17 protein-coding genes are annotated in these 19,946 nt (G+C 62.9%); 8 read left to right on the top strand and 9 right to left on the bottom strand.

Going from position 1 to position 19,946, the window contains the following annotated elements; all coding sequences use genetic code 11:
* The first annotated feature begins 5 nt into the window (after positions 1 to 5).
* From gmhB to AC3D25_RS03835, 5 genes are all read left to right on the top strand, one after another.
* A complete protein-coding gene (gene gmhB, locus AC3D25_RS03855; protein ID WP_488887157.1) occupies positions 6 to 569 on the top strand; it encodes a D-glycero-beta-D-manno-heptose 1,7-bisphosphate 7-phosphatase in 564 nt (187 codons plus the stop codon).
* A 64-nt stretch (positions 570 to 633) separates the two neighbouring features.
* Positions 634 to 1,407, top strand: coding sequence for a lysophospholipid acyltransferase family protein (locus AC3D25_RS03850; RefSeq protein WP_488889583.1), 774 nt, complete (start codon positions 634 to 636; stop codon positions 1,405 to 1,407).
* Between the two features lie 81 nt (positions 1,408 to 1,488).
* Entirely contained in the window at positions 1,489 to 2,418 is a 930-nt protein-coding gene (locus tag AC3D25_RS03845; protein ID WP_488887156.1) for a M48 family metallopeptidase, read from the top strand.
* A 133-nt stretch (positions 2,419 to 2,551) separates the two neighbouring features.
* On the top strand, positions 2,552 to 2,938 hold the full coding sequence (gloA, locus tag AC3D25_RS03840; protein ID WP_488887155.1) for a lactoylglutathione lyase: 387 nt from the start codon (positions 2,552 to 2,554) through the stop codon (positions 2,936 to 2,938).
* A 145-nt stretch (positions 2,939 to 3,083) separates the two neighbouring features.
* Positions 3,084 to 4,013 carry a DMT family transporter gene (locus AC3D25_RS03835; protein ID WP_488887154.1) on the top strand — a complete coding sequence of 310 codons (930 nt, stop codon included), beginning with the start codon at positions 3,084 to 3,086 and terminating at the stop codon, positions 4,011 to 4,013.
* Positions 4,014 to 4,169: 156 nt separating this feature from the next.
* On the opposite strand, the gene AC3D25_RS03830 is transcribed toward AC3D25_RS03835, so the two are convergent.
* The 5 genes from AC3D25_RS03830 to AC3D25_RS03810 all read right to left on the bottom strand — a co-directional run bounded on the left by AC3D25_RS03830 (position 4,170) and on the right by AC3D25_RS03810 (position 11,416).
* Positions 4,170 to 5,420, bottom strand: coding sequence for an IS256 family transposase (locus AC3D25_RS03830; protein ID WP_488887153.1), 1,251 nt, complete (start codon positions 5,418 to 5,420; stop codon positions 4,170 to 4,172).
* A gap of 198 nt (positions 5,421 to 5,618) precedes the next feature.
* Positions 5,619 to 6,437 carry a 16S rRNA (adenine(1518)-N(6)/adenine(1519)-N(6))-dimethyltransferase RsmA gene (gene rsmA, locus AC3D25_RS03825; RefSeq protein ID WP_488887152.1) on the bottom strand — a complete coding sequence of 273 codons (819 nt, stop codon included), beginning with the start codon at positions 6,435 to 6,437 and terminating at the stop codon, positions 5,619 to 5,621.
* A gap of 87 nt (positions 6,438 to 6,524) precedes the next feature.
* Positions 6,525 to 7,514, bottom strand: a complete 990-nt coding sequence (gene pdxA, locus AC3D25_RS03820) for a 4-hydroxythreonine-4-phosphate dehydrogenase PdxA (protein ID WP_488887151.1) — start codon at positions 7,512 to 7,514, stop codon at positions 6,525 to 6,527.
* A gap of 1 nt (position 7,515) precedes the next feature.
* Positions 7,516 to 8,862, bottom strand: a complete 1,347-nt coding sequence (locus AC3D25_RS03815; RefSeq protein ID WP_488889582.1) for a peptidylprolyl isomerase — start codon at positions 8,860 to 8,862, stop codon at positions 7,516 to 7,518.
* Between the two features lie 130 nt (positions 8,863 to 8,992).
* Complete coding sequence (locus AC3D25_RS03810; RefSeq protein ID WP_488887150.1) at positions 8,993 to 11,416, bottom strand: LPS-assembly protein LptD; 2,424 nt, start codon at positions 11,414 to 11,416, stop codon at positions 8,993 to 8,995.
* Positions 11,417 to 11,668: 252 nt separating this feature from the next.
* Here AC3D25_RS03810 and AC3D25_RS03805 point away from each other — a divergent pair, with 252 nt between their 5' ends.
* From AC3D25_RS03805 to purB, 3 genes are all read left to right on the top strand, one after another.
* Entirely contained in the window at positions 11,669 to 12,694 is a 1,026-nt protein-coding gene (locus AC3D25_RS03805) for an aminoglycoside phosphotransferase family protein (protein ID WP_488887149.1), read from the top strand.
* A 9-nt stretch (positions 12,695 to 12,703) separates the two neighbouring features.
* Entirely contained in the window at positions 12,704 to 13,417 is a 714-nt protein-coding gene (murU, locus tag AC3D25_RS03800; RefSeq protein WP_488887148.1) for an N-acetylmuramate alpha-1-phosphate uridylyltransferase MurU, read from the top strand.
* A gap of 190 nt (positions 13,418 to 13,607) precedes the next feature.
* The gene (gene purB, locus AC3D25_RS03795; protein ID WP_488887147.1) at positions 13,608 to 14,996 is read left to right on the top strand and encodes an adenylosuccinate lyase; all 1,389 of its coding nucleotides are present in this window, start codon (positions 13,608 to 13,610) and stop codon (positions 14,994 to 14,996) included.
* Positions 14,997 to 15,071: 75 nt separating this feature from the next.
* Here the strand turns inward: purB and AC3D25_RS03790 are convergent, their stop codons facing one another.
* From AC3D25_RS03790 to edd, 4 genes are all read right to left on the bottom strand, one after another.
* On the bottom strand, positions 15,072 to 15,566 hold the full coding sequence (locus AC3D25_RS03790) for a gluconokinase (RefSeq protein WP_488887146.1): 495 nt from the start codon (positions 15,564 to 15,566) through the stop codon (positions 15,072 to 15,074).
* A gap of 31 nt (positions 15,567 to 15,597) precedes the next feature.
* Entirely contained in the window at positions 15,598 to 16,959 is a 1,362-nt protein-coding gene (locus AC3D25_RS03785) for a GntP family permease (protein WP_488887145.1), read from the bottom strand.
* A gap of 286 nt (positions 16,960 to 17,245) precedes the next feature.
* Positions 17,246 to 17,887, bottom strand: coding sequence for a bifunctional 4-hydroxy-2-oxoglutarate aldolase/2-dehydro-3-deoxy-phosphogluconate aldolase (gene eda, locus AC3D25_RS03780; protein ID WP_488887144.1), 642 nt, complete (start codon positions 17,885 to 17,887; stop codon positions 17,246 to 17,248).
* A 109-nt stretch (positions 17,888 to 17,996) separates the two neighbouring features.
* Positions 17,997 to 19,838: a phosphogluconate dehydratase gene (gene edd / locus AC3D25_RS03775; RefSeq protein WP_488887143.1), complete on the bottom strand. Its 1,842-nt coding sequence runs from the start codon at positions 19,836 to 19,838 to the stop codon at positions 17,997 to 17,999.
* Positions 19,839 to 19,946 lie beyond the last annotated feature (108 nt).

The following is a 19,946-nucleotide window of genomic DNA, read 5'->3' as shown; positions in this document are numbered from 1 at the left end:
GCGCCATGCCCACGACCGCAAACCGAAAACTCGTGATTCTCGACCGCGACGGTGTGATCAACGTCGATTCCGACGCCTTCATCAAGTCGCCCGACGAATGGGTCGCGATTCCCGGCAGTCTGGAGGCGATCGCGCGGCTCAATCAGGCGGGGTATCGCGTGGCGATTGCGTCGAACCAGTCGGGCATCGGCCGCGGATTGTTCGACATGGCCGCGCTCAACGCGATGCATCAGAAGATGAATCGCGCGGCGGCGTCGGTGGGCGGACGGATCGACGCGATCTTTTTCTGCCCGCATACCTCCGAAGATCAATGCGATTGCAGAAAGCCGAAGCCCGGCATGATGCAGCAGATCATCGACCGTTTTGAAATCGAGTCGGAAGACACGCCGGTCGTGGGCGATTCGCTGCGCGATCTGCAAGCGGGCGCGGCGCTCGGCTTTCCGACGCATCTCGTTTTGACCGGCAAGGGTGAAAAGACGCTTGCCGCGGGCGATCTGCCGCCGGGTACGCAAGTGCATCGCGACTTGCGCACCTTCGCGCTCGATTTCCTGTCCGTCGGACACGACTGACGCGTTCTTCACGCGTCGCGGCATTCCCGGCGTCCTCGTGACGCCTTTTTTACTCGTCACGTCCATGCGCTTCATTCGTTCCTTGTTGTTGCAGATCTACTTCGCCGTGTACACGGTGCCCTACGCGATCGCATGCTTCATCGCGTTCCCGTTCATGCGCGCCGAAAAGCGTTACTGGATGGCAGCCGGATGGTGCAAGTCGAGCATCGTCGTGATGCGCTATCTGGTCGGTATCCGCTATCGGATTGAAGGGTACGAGAATCTGCCGCAAGGGCCAGCCGTGCTGCTCTCCAAACATCAGTCCGCGTGGGAGACGATTGCGTTTCCCGCGCTGATGCCGCGTCCGCTTTGCTACGTCTTCAAGCGCGAATTGCTCTACGTGCCGTTCTTCGGCTGGGCGCTCGGCTTGCTGAAAATGGTTCACATCGATCGCAAGCAGGGCAAGGACGCGTTCGCCTCGGTGGCGCGCCAGGGCCGCGCGCGCATGGACGAAGGCGCGTGGGTCATCATGTTTCCGGAAGGCACGCGCACGCCGGTCGGCCGTCAGGGCAAGTACAAGACGGGCGGCGCGCGCTTCGCGGTCGATACGGGCGCGCCGGTCGTGCCGATCGCGCACAATGCCGGGCACGCCTGGCCGCGAAATTCCTTTCTCAAATATGCGGGTATAGTCACGTTGTCCATCGGACAACCGATCGACACGACAGGTCTCACGCCGGAAGAAGTGAATACGCGCGTGGAGAACTGGATCGAAGCGGAAATGCGTCGTATCGATCCCGGTTCGTACGACTCGGCGAATGCCGGCGCGGCAGAGGTCAAGCGCGCCGCCGCAGGCCGCTGATCCAGCCGAACCCACGCGAGCCGCGCATTGCCTTTTTCGTTCTTCTCGTCATTCCTGCGCCGTGTGCGCCAAGCTGAGCCGATGCAGAAGCCCCCTTCGCGACAGCGCCCCGCCGTCGCGCTCGACCATCCGCAACTCGACCTGCCGTTCGCCGAGCCAACGGCGTCGTCCGTGCCTTCCGCCGCGCCGTCCGCGTCTCCTGCCGTGACGCCCGCGCCGTTGCGCGGCGATATCGCGCCGCTTCAACCCAGTATCGCGCCGCCGCCTTCGCTGCAACCGCCCGAAGGCGCGCGTTTGCGTCGGGTCAAGCTTGGACAGCAGACGCTCGAATATCGGCTGAAGCGTTCGTCGCGGCGCACGATCGGTTTCAGTATCGACGGTACCGGGCTCGCGATTACCGCGCCGCGCTGGGTCACGCTGGCCGATATCGAAAGTGCGATTGCTGAAAAGCAGAACTGGATTTTCAAGAAGCTGACCGAGTGGCAAACGCGTGTCGAACAGCGCGCGCTGCCGCGGATCGACTGGAAAGACGGCGCGGAATTGCCGTATCTCGGCCGGATGATTCGCGTGTCGCTCGGCTCGACGTTGAACACGCTGCACTTCGATGCCGACGCGAACGTGCTCTCGCTCGCGCTGCCCGCGCTTGCCGATCCGCAGCAGATCAAGGACCGTGTGCAAAGCTGGCTGCAAACCGAGGCGAAGCGGATTTTCGGCGAACGGCTCGCGGTCTACGCGCCGAAACTCGGCGTGCAGTTCCGGGCGTACGCGCTGTCATCGGCGGCGACGCGCTGGGGCAGTTGTTCCAGCGACGGCAAGATTCGTCTGAACTGGCGGCTGATCCACTTCCCTGTTTCGATCATCGATTACGTCGTCGCGCACGAACTCGCGCACCTGCGTGAGATGAACCACAGCCCGCGATTCTGGGAAACGGTCGAGTCGATCTTCCCGGAATTCCGCGAAGCGCGACATACGCTGAAAAATCATCCGCCCGAGTTGCTGCCGGCGCTCTGAGCGCTGACTGAGTGCTGACTGAGCGTTCAGCGAAGCTGCGCGGCGGACGGTACAATTTCGCTCTCGATCGCCATTTACAAGACCGGTCCGGACGCGCAAGAGCTCCGGCCAACTTCCCCACAGGAACTCCACCATGCGACTTCTTCACACGATGCTGCGCGTCGGCGACTTGCAGCGTTCCATCGATTTCTACACCCGCATTCTCGGCATGAAAGTGCTGCGTCAGAGCGAAAACACCGAGTACAAATACACGCTCGCGTTCGTCGGTTACGGCGACGAGAGCGAAAACAGCGTGCTCGAACTCACCTACAACTGGGGCGTCGAAAAGTACGACCTCGGCACGGCTTACGGCCATATCGCGCTGGAAGTGGACGACGCGGCGAAGGCGTGCGACGCGATTCGCGAGGCGGGCGGCCGTGTGTCGCGCGAGGCGGGGCCGGTGAAGGGCGGCACGACGGTGATCGCGTTCGTCGAAGATCCGGACGGCTACAAGGTCGAATTGATCGAGAAACATTCCTGATGTGATGAGCGTGGTTTCGCGTGGCGTTGAGAAGCCACGCTTTTCCGCGCCTGCCTCTCTTCCGCCTCTCTTCCGCCTCTCTTCCGCCTGCCGTTCGGTGGCAAAATCATCGCTCCAAAATTGTGCATGACGAGTGCATGAGCCGATGAGCACAACCGCCCTGACCTTGCGCCGCGCGCCCGACAGCACCGCTGTCGTCCTGATGATCGTCCTGTGCGCCGCCTGGGGTTTCCAGCAAGTCGCGATCAAAGGCGCAAACGCGTCGTTTCCCCCGATTCTCCAGGCCGGCATCCGCTCGGTCGTGGCGAGCGCGCTCGTCTGGATATGGACGCGATCGCGCGGCGAATCGCTCTTCAAACGCGACGGCACGCTCGGCGCGGGTCTGCTCGCCGGGTTGCTGTTCAGCGGCGAATTCGTTTGCATCTTCGTCGGATTGACGATGACATCGGCCTCGCGCATGGCCGTGTTTCTCTACACCGCGCCGTGCTTCACGGCGCTCGGACTGCACTGGTTCGTCGCGGGCGAGCGGCTGCGGCGCGTGCAATGGACGGGGATCGCGGTCGCGTTCGGCGGCATGGCGCTCGCCTTCGCCGACGGTTTCCTGCGCGGCAATCCCAACGGCGTATCGACGCTGCAAGGTCTCGCGGGCGATGCACTCGGCGTGCTCGGCGGACTTTTGTGGGCATCGACGACGGTCGTCGTGCGCGGCTCGTCGCTCTCGCACACGAACGCGAGCAAAACGCTGTTCTATCAGTTGGGGGTGTCGGCGGTGGCGTTGCTGGCGCTCGCGGCGGCGCTCGGGCAAACGCATGTCGAGGCGATCACGCCGCTCGCGCTCGCGTGTCTTGCGTATCAGGCGGTGGTCGTGGCGTTCGTCAGCTATTTGACGTGGTTCTGGCTGTTGACGCGCTATATGGCGTCGCGGCTTTCGGTGTTCTCGTTCTTGACGCCGATCTTTGGCGTCACGTTCGGCGTGCTGCTGCTTGGGGAGCATTTCACGCTGCGGTTTATGGTCGCTGCTGGGCTCGTGCTTGTGGGGATTGCGCTTGTGAATGCGCCCGGGAGGCGCTTGTAGCGGACGGGTTTGGTTTTGCTGGCGCTTTTGGTTTTGTTGCTAAGCGCTTCCTGGAAACTTATTTTCGTGTACGTCTATTAGCGATGCCCCGGTCCGGGGCGGACGGGTTTGGCTTTGCCGGGGGGTGTCCCGAATTTTGTGTAAACAGGTTGTGGTTTAACGGGGCATCAGCCTGTCCTCGAACTGGATAGTAAAGCGGTTCAAAGCTGCCTTCCAATCGCGGATTGGCATCGTCCAGTTCTTGCTGATGTTGTTCAGCGCCAGGTAAAACAGCTTGGTCACGGCGTCGTCGGTCGGAAACGAGCTGCGGGTCTTGATCACCTTGCGCAGGCTCATGTTGATCGATTCAATGGCGTTGGTCGTATAGATCACTTTGCGGATTTCCGGCGGATAGTCGAAGAATGGAACGACGCGTGCCCAGTTGCGCCGCCAACTCTGCCCGATTGACGGATAGTCCTTGTCCCACTTGGCCTCGAACGCTTCGAGCATTTGCATGGCCAGTTCGACTGTCGTTGATGTGTAGATCATCTTCAGATCGGCGGCAACTTCGCGCTGCACTTTCCACGACACGAAGTTCAGGCAGTTGCGCACCATGTGCACGATGCAAAGCTGCACGGCTGCTTTCGGATAGACCGCTTCAATGGCTTCGGGAAAGCCTTTGAGCCCATCGACGCAGGCGATAAAAATGTCCTGCACGCCGCGTGTTTTTAACTCGGTGACCACCTGCAGCCAGAACTTCGCCCCCTCGGTCTGGGCGATCCACAGTCCCAGCACTTCCTTGTGGCCGTCCATGTTCACACCAATGGCCAGATAGACCGCCTTAGTCCGCACCGCACCGCTGTCGCGCACCTTGACGTGGATGCAGTCGAGATAAATGATGGGGTACAGCGCGTCGAGTGGGCGAGCTTGCCAGAGCTTCACCTCCTCGCTGACCGCGTCGGTCACCGCGGAGATCAGCGTGGGCGACACTTCGGTGCCGTACATCTCTTCCAGATGCCCCTGAATCTCACGCACGCTCAGGCCCCGTGCGTACAGGGAGATGATCTTGTCGTCGAAGCCCGACCAGCGGGTCTGATGGCGTTCTACCAGCTTCGGCTCGAACGCGCCTTGACGATCACGCGGGATATCGAGCGGTAGTTCGCCGAACTCACCCTGCAACGTCTTGGCGCTGTGACCGTTACGGGTGTTTCCCGTGGCGTTGGTGACGGTCTCGCTCTTGCCGTGCCCCAGATGCTCGGACATCTCGGTCTCCAGCGCCCGCTCAACCAGCATCTTGGTGAGCTGCTTGAGCAGGCCGTTCTCGCCAACCAGGTCCTCGGGTTTCTGGTAATTCGCCAGCAACCTGTCCGCCAGCTTGACGAGTTCAGGATCGGGTTTCGCACGTTTGTTGCGTTTGGCTACGGTCATCGTCGCTCCTGTTACGGGCAGTCTCCTGCCAAATGACCGTTTACACAAAACTAATTACACCCTCCTTTGCCGGTGCTTTTACTTTTGTTGCCTCGCGCTTTCTGGGAACTTGCATTCATGGTGGTCTAATTAGCTCGCCGCTGTGCGCGGCAACCAGAACGCCAACCCAACCCAACTCAGACCAAAACCGTCATCCCGCTAAACGCCCTTCGCCCCCTCAACCACCTGCGCGAGCTTAACAAACTCCGCCACCGGCACCTCCTCCGCGCGCCGCGACAGATCAAACCCAATTGCATCGAAATCCACGCGATCGCGATACACACCAAGCGTGTTACGCATCATCTTGCGTCGTTGCGAGAACGCCGCGAGCACCACTTCACCGAGCGTTTTTTCGTCGACGGAAGGCAACTCGTGCGGCGCAAACGGAATCATCCGTACGATGGCCGAATTCACCTTCGGCGGCGGCTGGAACGATTCCGGCGGCACGTCGATCATCTTGTCGATCACGTAGCGGTACTGCAGCATCACCGTGAGCCGGCCGAAATCCTTGCTGCCCGGCTCCGCGATCATCCGGTCCACGACTTCATCCTGAAGCATGAAATGCTGGTCGATCACCTTCTCCGCGAACGCCGTAAGGTGAAACAGCAGCGGGCTGGAAATGTTGTACGGCAAATTGCCGACGATCCGCAGCGAGGGCTTGTCGCTGTCCGCCGCGAGCGAGTCGAAATCGAACGCGAGCGCATCGCCGGAATGGAGCACAAGCAGATCGCCGAAGCGCTTTTCCAGCCGACCGATCAAATCGCGGTCCAGTTCGACCGCGTGCAGCGGCGACTCGGGCGTCGCGAGCCGTTCGATCAGCGGCGCGGTAAGCGCGGCGAGCCCCGGCCCAATCTCGACCATCCGCTCGCCGCGTTTTGGCGCGATCGTATCGACGATCGCGTTGATCACGCCTTGATCGACGAGGAAGTTTTGCCCGAAGCGCTTGCGCGCGAAATGGCCCTGGTGCTTGATGGACATCGGAAGAAGAACCGCTTAGAAAACACGTGAAAAATGAGCCGGACACCGGAATCAGCCCGAATGCCGGAATCAGCCCAAACGCCGTATTCAGCCCGCGCGCCGGTGGCTCGCCATCGAAACCGCTGTCTCGATCGCCGCGATCAGGCTGCCGGAATCCGCGCGGCCCGTGCCGGCGAGATCGAGCGCCGTGCCGTGATCGACCGACGTGCGGATGATCGGCAGGCCGAGCGTCACGTTGATGCCCGCGCCGAACGTCGCGAACTTGAGCACCGGCAGTCCCTGGTCGTGGAACATCGCGAGCACGCAATCGGCGTCTTTCAGATGACGCGGCTGGAACAGCGTGTCGGCCGGATACGGACCGCGCGCATCGATACCCAGCGCGCGCGCCGCGTCGAGCGCAGGCGCGATCACGTCGATTTCCTCGCGCCCCAGATAGCCGTTTTCGCCCGCGTGCGGATTGAGCCCGGTAACCAGAATTCGCGGATTCGGCAGACCGAAATGCGCGCGCAGATCGTGATGAATGATGCGCAACGTCTCGACGATCCCGCCCACCGTGATCGCCGCCGGCACGTCCTTCAGCGGCAGATGCGTGGTGGCCAGCGCGACGCGCAGCGGCCGGTCGCCCGTGCCCGCGAGCATCATCACGACGCGCGGAGTGCCGGTGCGATCGGCGAGATATTCGGTGTGACCGGTGAATGGCACGCCGGCGTCGTTGATCGTGCTCTTTTGCAGCGGCGCCGTGACGATGGCGTCGAAACGTCCGCTCACCGCACCGTCGATCGCCGCGTCGAGCAGCGCGAGCACGTAGCGGCCGTTCGCGGCATCGAGCGTACCCGCCTTCGACGGCACCGCAAGCGCGTGATGCTCGACCACGACATTGCCCGGCAGCGCGTCCGGAAACGGACTACCGGCGCGCTCGTGGATGAGCGCGTTATCGCCGAGCACCGTGAAGCGCACCGAAGGCCAGCGCGAAGCCGCGTCGTGGAGCGCCGCCACCGTCAGTTCGGGACCGACCCCGGCAGGTTCGCCGGTGGTGATCGCGATCGACAGCGGACGCGCGTCCGACGCGGCGTTCACGTTATTGCTCCTGCTGGGCCGCGACGCCCTTGTACTGGACGTAGGCCGTGTCGCGCAATTCGCGCAGCCAGTCGGAGTACGCCTGCTCCGCCTTCCGCTGGCCGATAGCCTGGCGCGCGGTATCGAGCTGCTGCGTAGCCGATCCTTCCGCTTCGCGCCGGCCAAGCACCTGAATCAGGTGATAACCGTACTCGCTGCGCACCGGGTCGCTGACATCGCCGTCCTTCAGGTTGTTCATCGCGCGCTCGAATTCCGGCACGGTTTCTCCCGGGCTGACCCAGCCAAGATCGCCGCCCTGCGACGCCGATCCATCCTGCGAATACGTGCGCGCGAAGTTCGCGAAGTCGCCGCCTGCGAGCACGTCGCGCTTGATTTCAAGCAACTTCTGACGCGCCGCCGATTCCGACGTGCCGTCCGACACGCGCACGAGAATGTGGCGCACGTGCGTCTGCACGAGCTTCGGCGCATCGGCCGCGGTGCCCTGACCCGCGCGCCGCTCGACCAGCCGGACGATCTCGAAACCGCCGTCCGTGCGGATCAGTTGCGGATTCACTTCGCCCGGACGCAGCGCTGCCGCCGCGGTCACGATGGAAGCCGGCAACGAAGCCTGCGTGCGAAAACCCAGATCGCCGCCCTTCGCGGCGTCGGTATCCTGCGAGTTGTTCTTGGCGAGCTTCGTGAAATCCGTGTCGCTTTGCGCGTCCTTCAGCACGGCTTCCGCCTTCGTCTGGATCGCCGCGATGTCGTTCTGGCTCGCGCCGGCCGGCACCTTGAACATGATGTGCTGCAGATGCAGGTCGCTCGACTGCCGGGCGTTCGGCCCGCGCTGGCTCGCCACGTAGTTCGCCACTTCGCCGTCCGACACCGTCACTTTGCTGTCCACTTCCTTCTCGCGCAGCTTCGAGAGCGTGAGTTCCGTGCGCGCGTCGCGGATAAACATGGGCCACGGCACACCCTGAGCCTCGATGCGCGCGCGGTAGACGTCGAGCGTCATCTGGTTCTGCTGCGCGAGACGTTCGAGCGTGCGGTTGACGGCGGTATCGTCGACGGTGATGCCGTCTTCCTTCGCCTTTTGCAACTGAATGCGTTCGAGCACCATCTGGTCGAGCACCTGACGCTGCAGCTGCGCGGCGGGCGGCAGCGGCGCGTTCTGCTGGTTCAGGCGGCGCGTGATGAGGCCCGTGCGGTCTTCCAGTTCACGTCGCGTGATGACGTCGCTGTTCACCACCGCGACGACCGAATCCGCAAGCTGCACCTGGCCTTTCGACAAAGCCTGCGCGCCCGCGGGCGAACTCAGAAAAAGCGTCGCGGCGAATGCGCCCGCCGCGACTGTTGTCCATCGAAACATATTCACGTTTGCCACAGATACTCCATCAAATACGAGCGCAGCCGGCTTGCGTGCATTCCGCTGCTGTTTGTTGTTACCCGCTGAAACTCTCGCTGCAATTCTCTAACCTTGTCCTGCGGTCATTTTTCGTTCACTCGTAATTGCCGAAGCGCGAAAGCGGCGGGGTCGGCCCCGGCGGCGGCGTGTAACCCGCGACGCTGGAACGGAATGCCGCGACGAGACCGTTATCGACATTCGACAAGCCCTTGAACGTCAGTTGGGCAAGCACTCGCGTGCCGGAACTCGAGGTGCCGGTCGAGGTCACGCCGTTCGCGTAACGCTGCATGCCGAACCCGAATGTCCAGCAGTCGGCATCGTACTGGAAGCCGACCAGACCGTCGACGAGCCGATGGCTCGCCAGGTCGTAGTTCACGCGCCCCACGCCATAAATGCGTCGCGTGATGGGCCATTGCGCCGACACCAGAATCTGGTTGATCGGCTCGTTGGACAGCGTGGTTTCGTTCGCCCGCGTGTAGCGGTAGCCGATGTTCAGCACTTTGCGCGTTTCCGGGCTGAACGAAAAACCGACGCTTGTCCGGACGAGCTGGTTGTTATCGGCATTATATTGGAACGCTGTTTCCGACGCGAAACCAGCGCCCAGCTTGATCGCCGCGCCCGCGATGAGGTCCGAGTGCTTCGCCTGATCGAGCGATTGCGTGTCGGAAATCGTGGTGCGCTGGCTCTGGAAATAGTACTGCTGCGCGATCACGAAACGCGCGCGCTCGTCGCCCGTCGCCGGGTTGATGAAGCGCGTGGTGAGACCGACCGTGAGGCGGTTCGCGTCGGCAATACGGTCGTTACCGACGAACGTGTTTGGCGTGTAGATTTCCGCGAGGCCGAAGTCGGATTCGGCCGTATCGAAGATAGGGGCGAAACTCTGGTCGCGATACGGCGTGTACACGTAGTACAGGCGCGGTTCCAGCGTCTGGATGTAATCCTGCCCGAAAAGCCTGACCGAACGGTCGAACACGAGGCCGGTGTCGAAACTCAGCGTCGGGATGGACTCGGTGAAGTTCTTCGGCTGACCGGCGGGCGCGCTGCTCGCGACGTGCGACAGGTCATAGGACGCGAAGTGCCACTGCACCTTCGGCGTGACGAAGTAACCCGGCGCGTTGATGTTATAGGCAAGGTACGGATTGAAGACCGCGCGCTGACCGTCGGTCGCGCCGTCCTCGGTGATCGTGAAGCGCGTGTAATCCGCTTCCGCGCCATAGTCGAAACCGCCGACGTTGTACTTGTTGTACTGCACGTTCAACTGCGGCTCGCGTGCATACGGCGGCACCGACGGCTGCAGCGTCTGCCAGCGCTGCTCGCGTGCGAGCACGGACCACGGACCATTGCTGTAGGTCAGCCCCACTTCCTGCTGGTACAGCAACTGCGTACCGTTCAGGAACTGGTTCGACGCCGACGCGAGATCTTCCGGATATTGATTGTCCGAGACCTTGTTGTAGTTGATGTAGCCCGCGAAACCGTTGCCGAAGTACTGCTGGTGCTGCAGGTAGATCGCATAACGGTTCGTATGCGTTTTCTGATCCTGCGGCAGGAATTCGCCGGTGATCGTGCCGGAATACGTGGGCGACAGATAACGGAACGTGGACTGCAACTGCACGCCGCGCTGCGTCATGATGCGCGGCGTCACCGTCAGATCGCGATTCGGCGCGATGTTGAAGTAATACGGAATGCTCGCTTCGAAGCCGGTGGTCGAACTGAGCGACACCGTGGGCGGCAGGAAGCCGCTGCGACGCTCGCCGGTGAGCGGAAACGAAAGCCACGGGCTCGCGAATACCGGTACGCCCTGGAAGAACAGCACGCCGTTGTGGGCAACGCCTTCATCGGCGCCGCTGTCGAAATCGAACGACGAACCCTTGATGTACCACGCCGGATCGGTCTCGCACTCGCAGGCCGTGTAGGTGCCGTGATCGACGCGCGTCCGCTCGTTGTCGATCAGGTCGATCCGCTCCGCGCTGCCCGATCCGCCCGTCGCGCTGAAGTGGTACTTCGGGTTCGTCATGTAGCCTTCGTTCGCCTCGACCCGCAAGTGCGCTTCGGGACCGATGAACGTATTGCCGTTGCTTTGAATCCGGACATTGCCGTAGGCGTCGGCTTTGTCGGTGTCGAGATCGTAATGCAGCGCGTCGCCTTTCACGACCGACGTGTAGCGGCGCATTTCCGCCGCGCCCTTCGCGGCCATGTCCTGGTCGCTCGTCCCCGTGGTTTTATCGCCTAGAACAAAGGTGGCTGGCTGCGAACCCGAGCTAAGTGTGCGTTCCTCGATCTGAGGTGCCAACCGCAAACCAGTGTCTCTCTGGGCCGGGCCGGGCTGGTCGAGCGGCTGCGGATCGGCGGCGGCGCCGGAAAGCTGAGCGTGCGAAAGCGCGGGCATGAGGCCCGGAATGGCGAGCAGCGCCGCGACGAGTCGCCGCCTGCGGGGTTGCGCGTCGCGCTTCGTGCGAACGGCGCTTGCGGCACGTGTTGCGCGCTTAGGATCCGGTGATAAGAACTGTCGTGGCGGCATGTATGGAGGCAATTCGATCCCGATTCGATCCCGTTCGTTTCCCTTGAGGCGTTGCGGCTCTGCATCCGTTGCGGTGCATCCCCACCCGCGCTCACGCTCGCGCAGCCGGACGCGAAGGTCGGGCCGCGGAGAAGTCATGTCACCGGTCGATGGATGAGGCAGGCGGAAGGCGGCCTTGACGCCTGAGCGATAACGGATCGCTTAAAAAAGTCGTGGGGTATTATATGGCAAGATGTTTTGCCCTTCGAATTTATGACGCACATTCCCTCAGACGCCCGCCTTACACAGCTTTACGACTGGCTCCATGCCCTCGCCGATTCGTATCGGCTGGATGTGTCGAGCCTCGCGCCCGCTTCCACCGACGCCAGTTTCCGGCGCTATTTCCGCTTGTCGAGCAACGCCGATTTCGGCGCCACGCTGATCGCCGTCGACGCCCCGCCGCCCGAGAAATGCCGCGAATTCGTGCAGGTCGCGCAGTTGCTCGCGGAGGCCGGCGTGCACGTCCCGCGCATTCTCGAAGCCGATTTCGACGCGGGCTTCATGCTCGTAACGGATCTCGGCACGACGTCGTATCTGTCCGTGCTGGACGAAAAGAACGCGCGGCCGTTGATGCGCGCCGCGCTCGACGCGCTGATCCGCTTCCAGCTCAGCGCGCGCGAAGGCGTGCTGCCGCCCTTCGACGAAGCGTTCCTGCGCCGCGAAATGGAACTGATGCCGGAGTGGTTCGTCGGCAAGCATCTGGGTCACACGCTCGACGCCGCCGAGCGCCGCGTCCTCGACCAGACCTTCGACGCGCTCGTGAAGAGCGCGCTCGATCAGCCGCAGACGTTCATGCTGCGCGACTTCATGCCGCGCAATCTGATGATCGCGGAGCCGAATCCTGGCGTGCTCGACTTCCAGGACGCGGTATACGGCCCGATCACGTACGACGTCGCCTCGCTGCTGCGCGACGCTTTCATCAGCTGGGACGAGGAGTTCCAGCTCGACTGCTTCGTGTACTACTGGGAGCACGCGAGAAAAGCGGGCCTGCCGGTCGATCCCGATTTCGGCGAGTTCTACCGGCAAATCGAGTGGATGGGATTGCAGCGCCATATCAAGGTGCTCGGGCTGTTCGCACGCATTTATCACCGTGACGGCAAGCCGCAATATCTCGCCGATCTGCCGCGTTTTATCGGCTATGCGCGCAAGGTGGCCGAGCGCTACGGACCGCTTCGGCCGTTCGCGCGCCTGCTCGACACGCTCGAAGGCCGCGCGGTCGACGTCGGCTACACGTTCTAAGCGCGCCGCATGAGCTCTAACCTGACGACGGCGATGATTTTCGCCGCCGGACGCGGCGAACGCATGCGTCCGCTCACCGATTCCTGCCCGAAACCGCTGCTCGAAGTAGCCGGAAAACCGTTGATCGTGTGGCAGATCGAGCGGCTCGCGGCGGCCGGTTTCGTCGATATCGTGATTAATCACGCGTGGCTCGGCGCGCAACTCGAAAGCGCGCTCGGCGACGGCGCGCGCTGGGGCGTGCGGCTGCACTATTCCGCTGAAACCGAGGCGCTGGAAACGGCGGGCGGGATCGCGAAGGCGTTGCCGCTTATCGAAACGCGCGGCGAGCCCGAAGTGTTTCTGGCGGTCAGCGGCGACGTGTTCTGCGAATTCGATTACGCCGCGCTCGGCGAGCGCGCCGTGCAACTCGCGCGCGATGCCGAGCCCGGCATGCATCTCGTGATGGTGCCGAACCCTGCTTTCCATTCCGACGGCGACTTTGCGCTGAACGGCGGCCTGCTCGCGCTCGAAGGCGCGCCGCGCTACACGTTCGGCAACATCGGGCTGTACGACACGCGGATGTTCCGCGATGTGCCGCCCGGCACCTGCCGCGCGCTCACGCCCTACTATCGCGCAACCATCGCGGCGGGCCGCGCGAGCGGCGAACTCTACGAAGGGCGTTGGGAAAACGTCGGTACGCCGGCGCAGTTGCAGGCGCTCGATCGCGCGCTTCGAGGCGATTAGGGGTTTTCGGCTCTTTCGGGTCTTTCGGGTCTTTCGAGCCTTTCGGCTCTTTCGGCTCTTTCGGCTCTTTCCAGCCTTTCCAGGCGCTTAAAGGCATTTCAAGCCGCCGCCCGTTCCGGGTTGCAAGCCGTCCGATGTTAAAATCCGTGGTTCCCCTCGTCTCTCTCAGTCGCTGCCCGCGGCCGCCACCATGTCCGATACCCGTCCCGATACCCTTTTCGCGCTGACCGCGCTGTCGCCGCTCGACGGCCGCTACGCCGCGAAAACCGAAGCATTGCGCGACTGGCTCTCCGAAGCCGCTTTCATGCGTCATCGTGTGATGGTCGAAATTCACTGGCTGATCGCGCTTTCGCGCGCCGGTTTCGCCGAAGTGCCGCGCTTTTCCGAAGCGTCCGAGCAATTCCTGCTGCAACTCGTGGAGCGCTTCACCGCGCACGACGCCGCGCGCATCAAGGATATCGAGCGCGTGACGAATCACGACGTGAAAGCGGTCGAATACTGGCTGAAGGAATCGGTGAAGGGTCAGCCGGAACTCGAACGCGCGAGCGAATTCATCCATTTCGCCTGCACCTCGGAAGACATCAACAACACGTCGCACGGCATGATGCTCGCGGGCGCCCGCGAACACGTGATCCTGCCGGCGCTGCGTTCGGTGCAGGAACGGCTCATCAAGCTCGCGCATGCGCACGCCGCGCAGCCGATGCTCTCGCGCACGCACGGCCAGCCCGCCAGCCCGACGACGCTCGGCAAGGAAATCGCGAACGTCGCGGCGCGTCTCTCGCGCGCGATCGAGCGGATCGAAGCGGTGCCGCTTTTGGGCAAGATGAACGGCGCGGTCGGCAATTTCAACGCGCATTTGTCGGCGTATCCGGAATTCGACTGGGAGTCGTTCTCGAAGTCGGTCGTCGAAGACCGGCTGAAGCTGACGTTCAATCCGTACACGATCCAGATCGAGCCGCACGACTACATGGCCGAACTGTTCGACGCCATCTCGCGCGCAAACACGATCCTGCTCGACCTCGACCGCGACGTGTGGGGTTATATCTCGGTCGGTTATTTCAAGCAGCGCACGAAGGCGGGCGAGATCGGTTCGTCGACGATGCCGCACAAGGTCAACCCGATCGACTTCGAAAATTCGGAAGGCAATCTCGGTCTCGCGAACGCGACGCTGCGCCATCTGGCCGACAAGCTGCCCGTCTCGCGCTGGCAGCGCGACCTGACCGATTCGACGGTGCTGCGCAATATCGGCGTCGCGTTCGGCTATTCGCTGCTGTCGTACGACTCGCTGATCCGCGGCCTCGACAAGCTGGAAGTGAACGCGGCGCGTCTGAACGAAGACCTCGACAACTGCTGGGAAGTGCTGGCCGAGCCGGTGCAGACGGTCATGCGCCGTTACGGCATCGAGAATCCGTATGAGCAATTGAAGGAACTGACGCGCGGCAAGGGGATTACGCGCGATGGCTTGCAGACGTTTATCGGCGGCCTCGCCATTCCCGACGAAGCGAAGAAGCTGCTGCTCGAAATGACGCCGGCTTCGTATGTGGGTAAAGCGGTCGAACTGGCGAAGCGGATTGCCTGATCGTTTTCGCCGCGCTTCAAAATAAAAAAGCCGTCCGGATAAACTCCGGACGGCTTTTTTTATCGTGACGCGCGACTAACGCGTTTTGATCTCCGCCAGCACCTGATCGACGATCTGCTCTGGCGTGAGCGTGATTTCCGCGACGATCGCCTCATCGGCGCCCGGCTCTTCGAGCGTGTCGAGCTGGCTTTGCAGCAGCGACGGATCGAAGAAATGGCCCGTGCGCGTTTGCAAACGCTCCTGCAGCACTTCGAACGTTCCCTTCAGGTACACAAAGCAAACGTCCTTGTCGCCGCCGCGCAGGATATCGCGGTACGAGCGCTTCAACGACGAACACGTGAACACCGCCGTCTCGCCCGCGTTCCGCTTTTCCTCGATCGCGGCGCGGATCGTGCGCAGCCACGGCCAGCGGTCGTCGTCGGTAAGCGGAATGCCCTTGTGCATCTTCTCTTTGTTGGAGGCGCTGTGAAACGCGTCGCCATCGGTGAAGTCGCACTCCAGACGCTCCGCCAGCAATTCGCCAATCCGCGTCTTGCCGCAGCCCGAGACGCCCATCGCGATCAAAATCATAAGTTACTCCTGAATCCTTCTACGAAAGCCTTTATACGACCGCCGCGAGCCCGAACGTCAGACCCAGACCCATCAGGGAAATGATGGTTTCGCACAGCGACCAGGTCTGAAACGTCTGGCCGACGGTCATCCCGAAATACTCTTTGATCAGCCAGAAGCCGCCATCGTTCACATGCGAAAAGATGAGCGAGCCCGAACCGGTTGCCAGCACCAGCAGTTCCGGGCTGACACTGCCGCCCGCCGCCGCCGCGATCGGCGCGACGATCCCGCAGGCGGTGGTCATCGCGACCGTCGCCGAGCCGGTGGCGAGGCGAATCAGCGCGGCCACGAACCAGCCGAGCAGCAACGGCGACAAATGCGCGGCCGATGCCTGCGACACCAGTTCCTGCGAAATGCCGCTTTCGCGCAGGATGTTGCCGAAGCCGCCGCCCGCGCCGACGATCAGCGTAATGCCCGCGATCGGCGCGAGACACTCGCCGCAGAACTTCTGGATCTGCTCGCGGTTGAATCCGCGCGATGCGCCGAAGGTCCAGAAGCTGACCAGCACGGCGATCAGCAGCGCGACGTCGGACGTGCCGACAAAGCGCAGCAGATTGTTCGCGAGCGTCTTCGGCGCGAACACCAGATCCGCCCAGCTGCCGACCAGCATCAGAATCACCGGCAGCAGAATCGTGAACAGCGTGATGCCGAAACTCGGCAGTTCACGCGTCTCGCCTTCCTTGCCCGAATCCACGAACTGCGACGCGAGCGGATTGTTCGGCGCGAGCTTGATGTGCTTGTGGATCAGCAGCGCAAACAGCGGACCCGCGACGATCGCCGTCGGAATACCGACGATCAACCCGTAAGCGATCGTCTTGCCGATATCCGCGTGATACGCCTGCACCGCGAGCAGCGCGGCCGGGTGCGGCGGGATCAGGCCGTGAACGACGGACAAGCCCGCGACCATCGGCAGACCGATCAGCAAGAGCGATTTGCCCGTGCGTTTCGCGACGTTGAACGCGATCGGGATCAGCAGCACGAAGCCGACTTCGAAGAACACCGGCAGGCCGACGATGATCGCGACGCACATCATCGCCCAGTGAATATGCTTCTCGCCGAACCAGCCGATCAGCGTATTCGCGATGCGCTCCGCCCCGCCCGATTCGGCCATCATCTTGCCGAGCATCGTACCGAGACCGACGACGATCGCAATGTGGCCGAGCGTGTTGCCGTTGCCGGTTTCGAACGCCTTGACGATCTTGTCCATCGGCATGCCGACGGCGAGTCCAAGCAGCAGCGAAACGATGATCAGAACGAGGAACGGGTAAACCTTGAAGCGCGTGATCATCAAGATCAGCACTGCGATCGCGATGACCGCGTACACCAGCAGCATGCTGCCGTGGACTGCTTCCATGAAGCGTCTCCCTTGCTATTGAACGTTATTGGAACTCTTCTTCCGCTCTCGTGTAGCGTGCTTTCGCGTGCATCGCGTGCATCGCGTGCATCAAGCAGACCGGCGCCACGGCGGTACCTTACGAAAACCCGGATTTTACTTGCAGGGTAGATTAAGCGCTAAGGTTTTAGGAATCATCGCGTGTTGCGCGGCACAACATCCATGACAAAGAGCCTCGCGGACATGCCGCAAGGCACATCGACGAGGCTCTCGTTCTGCTCTCTCAGGTCCTGGACGCGGCCTTTAATCAGGCCTTGGGCGCCGGCGGCGCGAGTTCGGTCGCGGCGCGCGCGAGACGCGTGACTTCGTCCCAGTTCTGCGCGGCGAGCGCGGATTTCGGCGTAAGCCACGAACCGCCGACACACACCACGTTCGGCAGCGACAGGAAATTCGGCGCTGTTTCAGCAGTGATGCCGCCCGTCGGACAGAACTTCAGCGTCGGGAACGGGCCGTAGAAAGCTTGCAGCATCGGCACGCCGCCCGCTTGCTGCGCGGGGAAAAACTTGACGATCTCATAGCCCAGTTCGAGCGCCGTGATGATGTCGCTCGGCGTCATGACGCCAGGCAAAAGCGGCAAGCCCGCGTCCTGCGCGGCCTTGTGCATGTCTTTCGTCAGGCCCGGCGACACGCCGAATTGCGCGCCCGCTTTCTTCGCCTGCGCGCAGTGCTCAGGCTTCGTGATCGTGCCGACGCCCACCACGATATCTTCCGACAACTGGCTCGCGCGCTCGATCGCGCCGATCCCGGCTGGCGTGCGCAGCGTGATTTCGAGCACCTTGACGCCGCCCGCGTGCAACGCGCGCGACACGTTCTCGCCTTGTTCGACCGATTCGAATGCGAGGACCGGAATCACCGGACCGAGGCGCACGATTTCGCTTACCGTCTTCATGTTTGTTGCTCCTAGATTGCTTCGTGCTTCGTGTTTGCGCGAGCCGCTTGCGTGGGCCGCTTGCGTGAGCCGCTTGCGTGAGCGTCAAGCCGGACACCGCGCCGGGATGTTAGTGAAGCTCGCCCGGCATCGCGCCGAATACCGACGCGCCGAGTTCCGCCGGCATCGCCGCGCTGCGGAACACGCCGAACAGCTCGCGCCCGAATCCCACTTCGTTTTCCGCCTGATGCTCCGGCTGCGCGACCGGCCGGTTCGCCCACTCCGTCGAGTCGATATCGATATCGAGCACGCCGGCTTCGGCGTCGATCACCAGCTTGTCGCCCGTGCGGACCTTGCCGAGCGGGCCTTGCAGCAACGCTTCCGGCGACACGTGGATCACGGCGGGCACTTTACCCGACGCGCCCGACATGCGCCCGTCCGTCACCAGCGCGACGTGAAAACCCTGATCCTGCAACACGCCGAGCAGCGGCGTCAAACGATGTAGTTCCGGCATGCCGTTCGCCCGCGCGCCCTGGAACCGCACCACGGCGATGAAATCGCGCTTCAACTCGCCGTTATCGAACGCCTCTTGCACTTCCTCTTGCGAATTGAACACGATCGCGGGCGCGCTCACTTTCCGATGCGCCGCCGCAACCGCCGAAATCTTGATCACGCCGCGGCCGAGCTTGCCTTGCATCAGACGCAAGCCGCCATCCGGCGCGAAAGGCTCGCGGATATCGCGCAACACGGCGACGTCGTGACTCGTCTCCGCACCCGGCACCCATTCCAGCCGGCCGTCGATCAGCTTCGGCTCCTGCGTGTAGTGCGCAAGACCGCGACCCGCGACGGTGAGCACGTCGCCGTGCAGCAAGCCAGCTTCCAGCAGATTGCGGACCAGGAATGCAACGCCGCCCGCCGCGTGGAAGTGGTTCACGTCCGCCTTGCCGTTCGGATAGATCTTGGCGAGCAGCGGCACGGCGCCCGACAGCGCGTCGAAGTCGTCCCAGTCGATCACGATGCCCGCCGCCCGCGCAATCGCCACCAGATGCAGCGTGTGATTGGTCGAACCGCCCGTCGCCAGCAGCGCGACGATCCCGTTCACGATCGCTTTTTCATCGACGACATGACCGATCGGCGTGTAATTGCCGCGCTCGACCGTCAAATCGAGCACGCGTTCCGCCGCAGCGGCCGTGAGCGCGTCGCGCAGCGGCGTATGCGGGTGAATGAACGCCGAACCCGGCAGATGCAGACCCATGACTTCCATCAGCATCTGGTTGCTGTTGGCGGTGCCGTAGAACGTGCAGGTGCCGTGTCCGTGATAGGCGGACGCCTCGGCTTCGAGCAGCGCGTCGCGGCCGCACTGGCCGGTGGCGAACTGCTGGCGCGTCTTGGCTTTGTCGTCGTTGGAGAGGCCGCTCGTCATCGGCCCCGCCGGCACGAAAATGGTCGGCAGATGGCCGAACTGCAACGCGCCGATCAGCAATCCCGGCACGATCTTGTCGCAGATGCCGAGGCAGAGCGCCGCGTCGAACATGTTGTGCGTGAGCGCGACCGCCGTGCTCATCGCGATGACTTCGCGCGAAAACAGCGACAGTTCCATGCCCGCGTTGCCTTGCGTCACGCCATCGCACATGGCAGGCACCCCGCCCGCGAACTGCGCGACGCCGCCGTTGCGGCGCGCGGCTTCCTTGATGATGTCCGGGTAATTCTTGAACGGCGCGTGTGCCGAGAGCATCTCGTTGTACGACGACACAATGCCGATATTCGGCTCGCGGATCGCCTTGATCGCGATCTTGTCCTGCCCTTCGAGGGCCGCGAAACCGTGCGCGAGATTTGCGCACGACAGCGCGCCCCGCGCGGGAAAACGTCCCTGCGCGGCGTCGATGCGCGCAAGATAGGCCGAACGCGTCGGCTTGCTGCGCTCGATCACGCGCTGGGTCACTTTCGTCAACTGCGAATGCGGGGAAGCCATCGAATCTCCTTCGCCTCTCTCGGGCGAGCGCACCGGGGGCGCCTGGGTTGTGTATTGCGGGGCGGGCGTTCGTCTCGAACGCCGAAGCCAAGATGTTAGTAGAAAAAC

Source organism: Caballeronia sp. SL1002, assembly GCF_057814995.1.
Note: the sequence above shows the minus strand (reverse complement) of the source record. Positions and strands in the feature narration are given on the sequence as shown.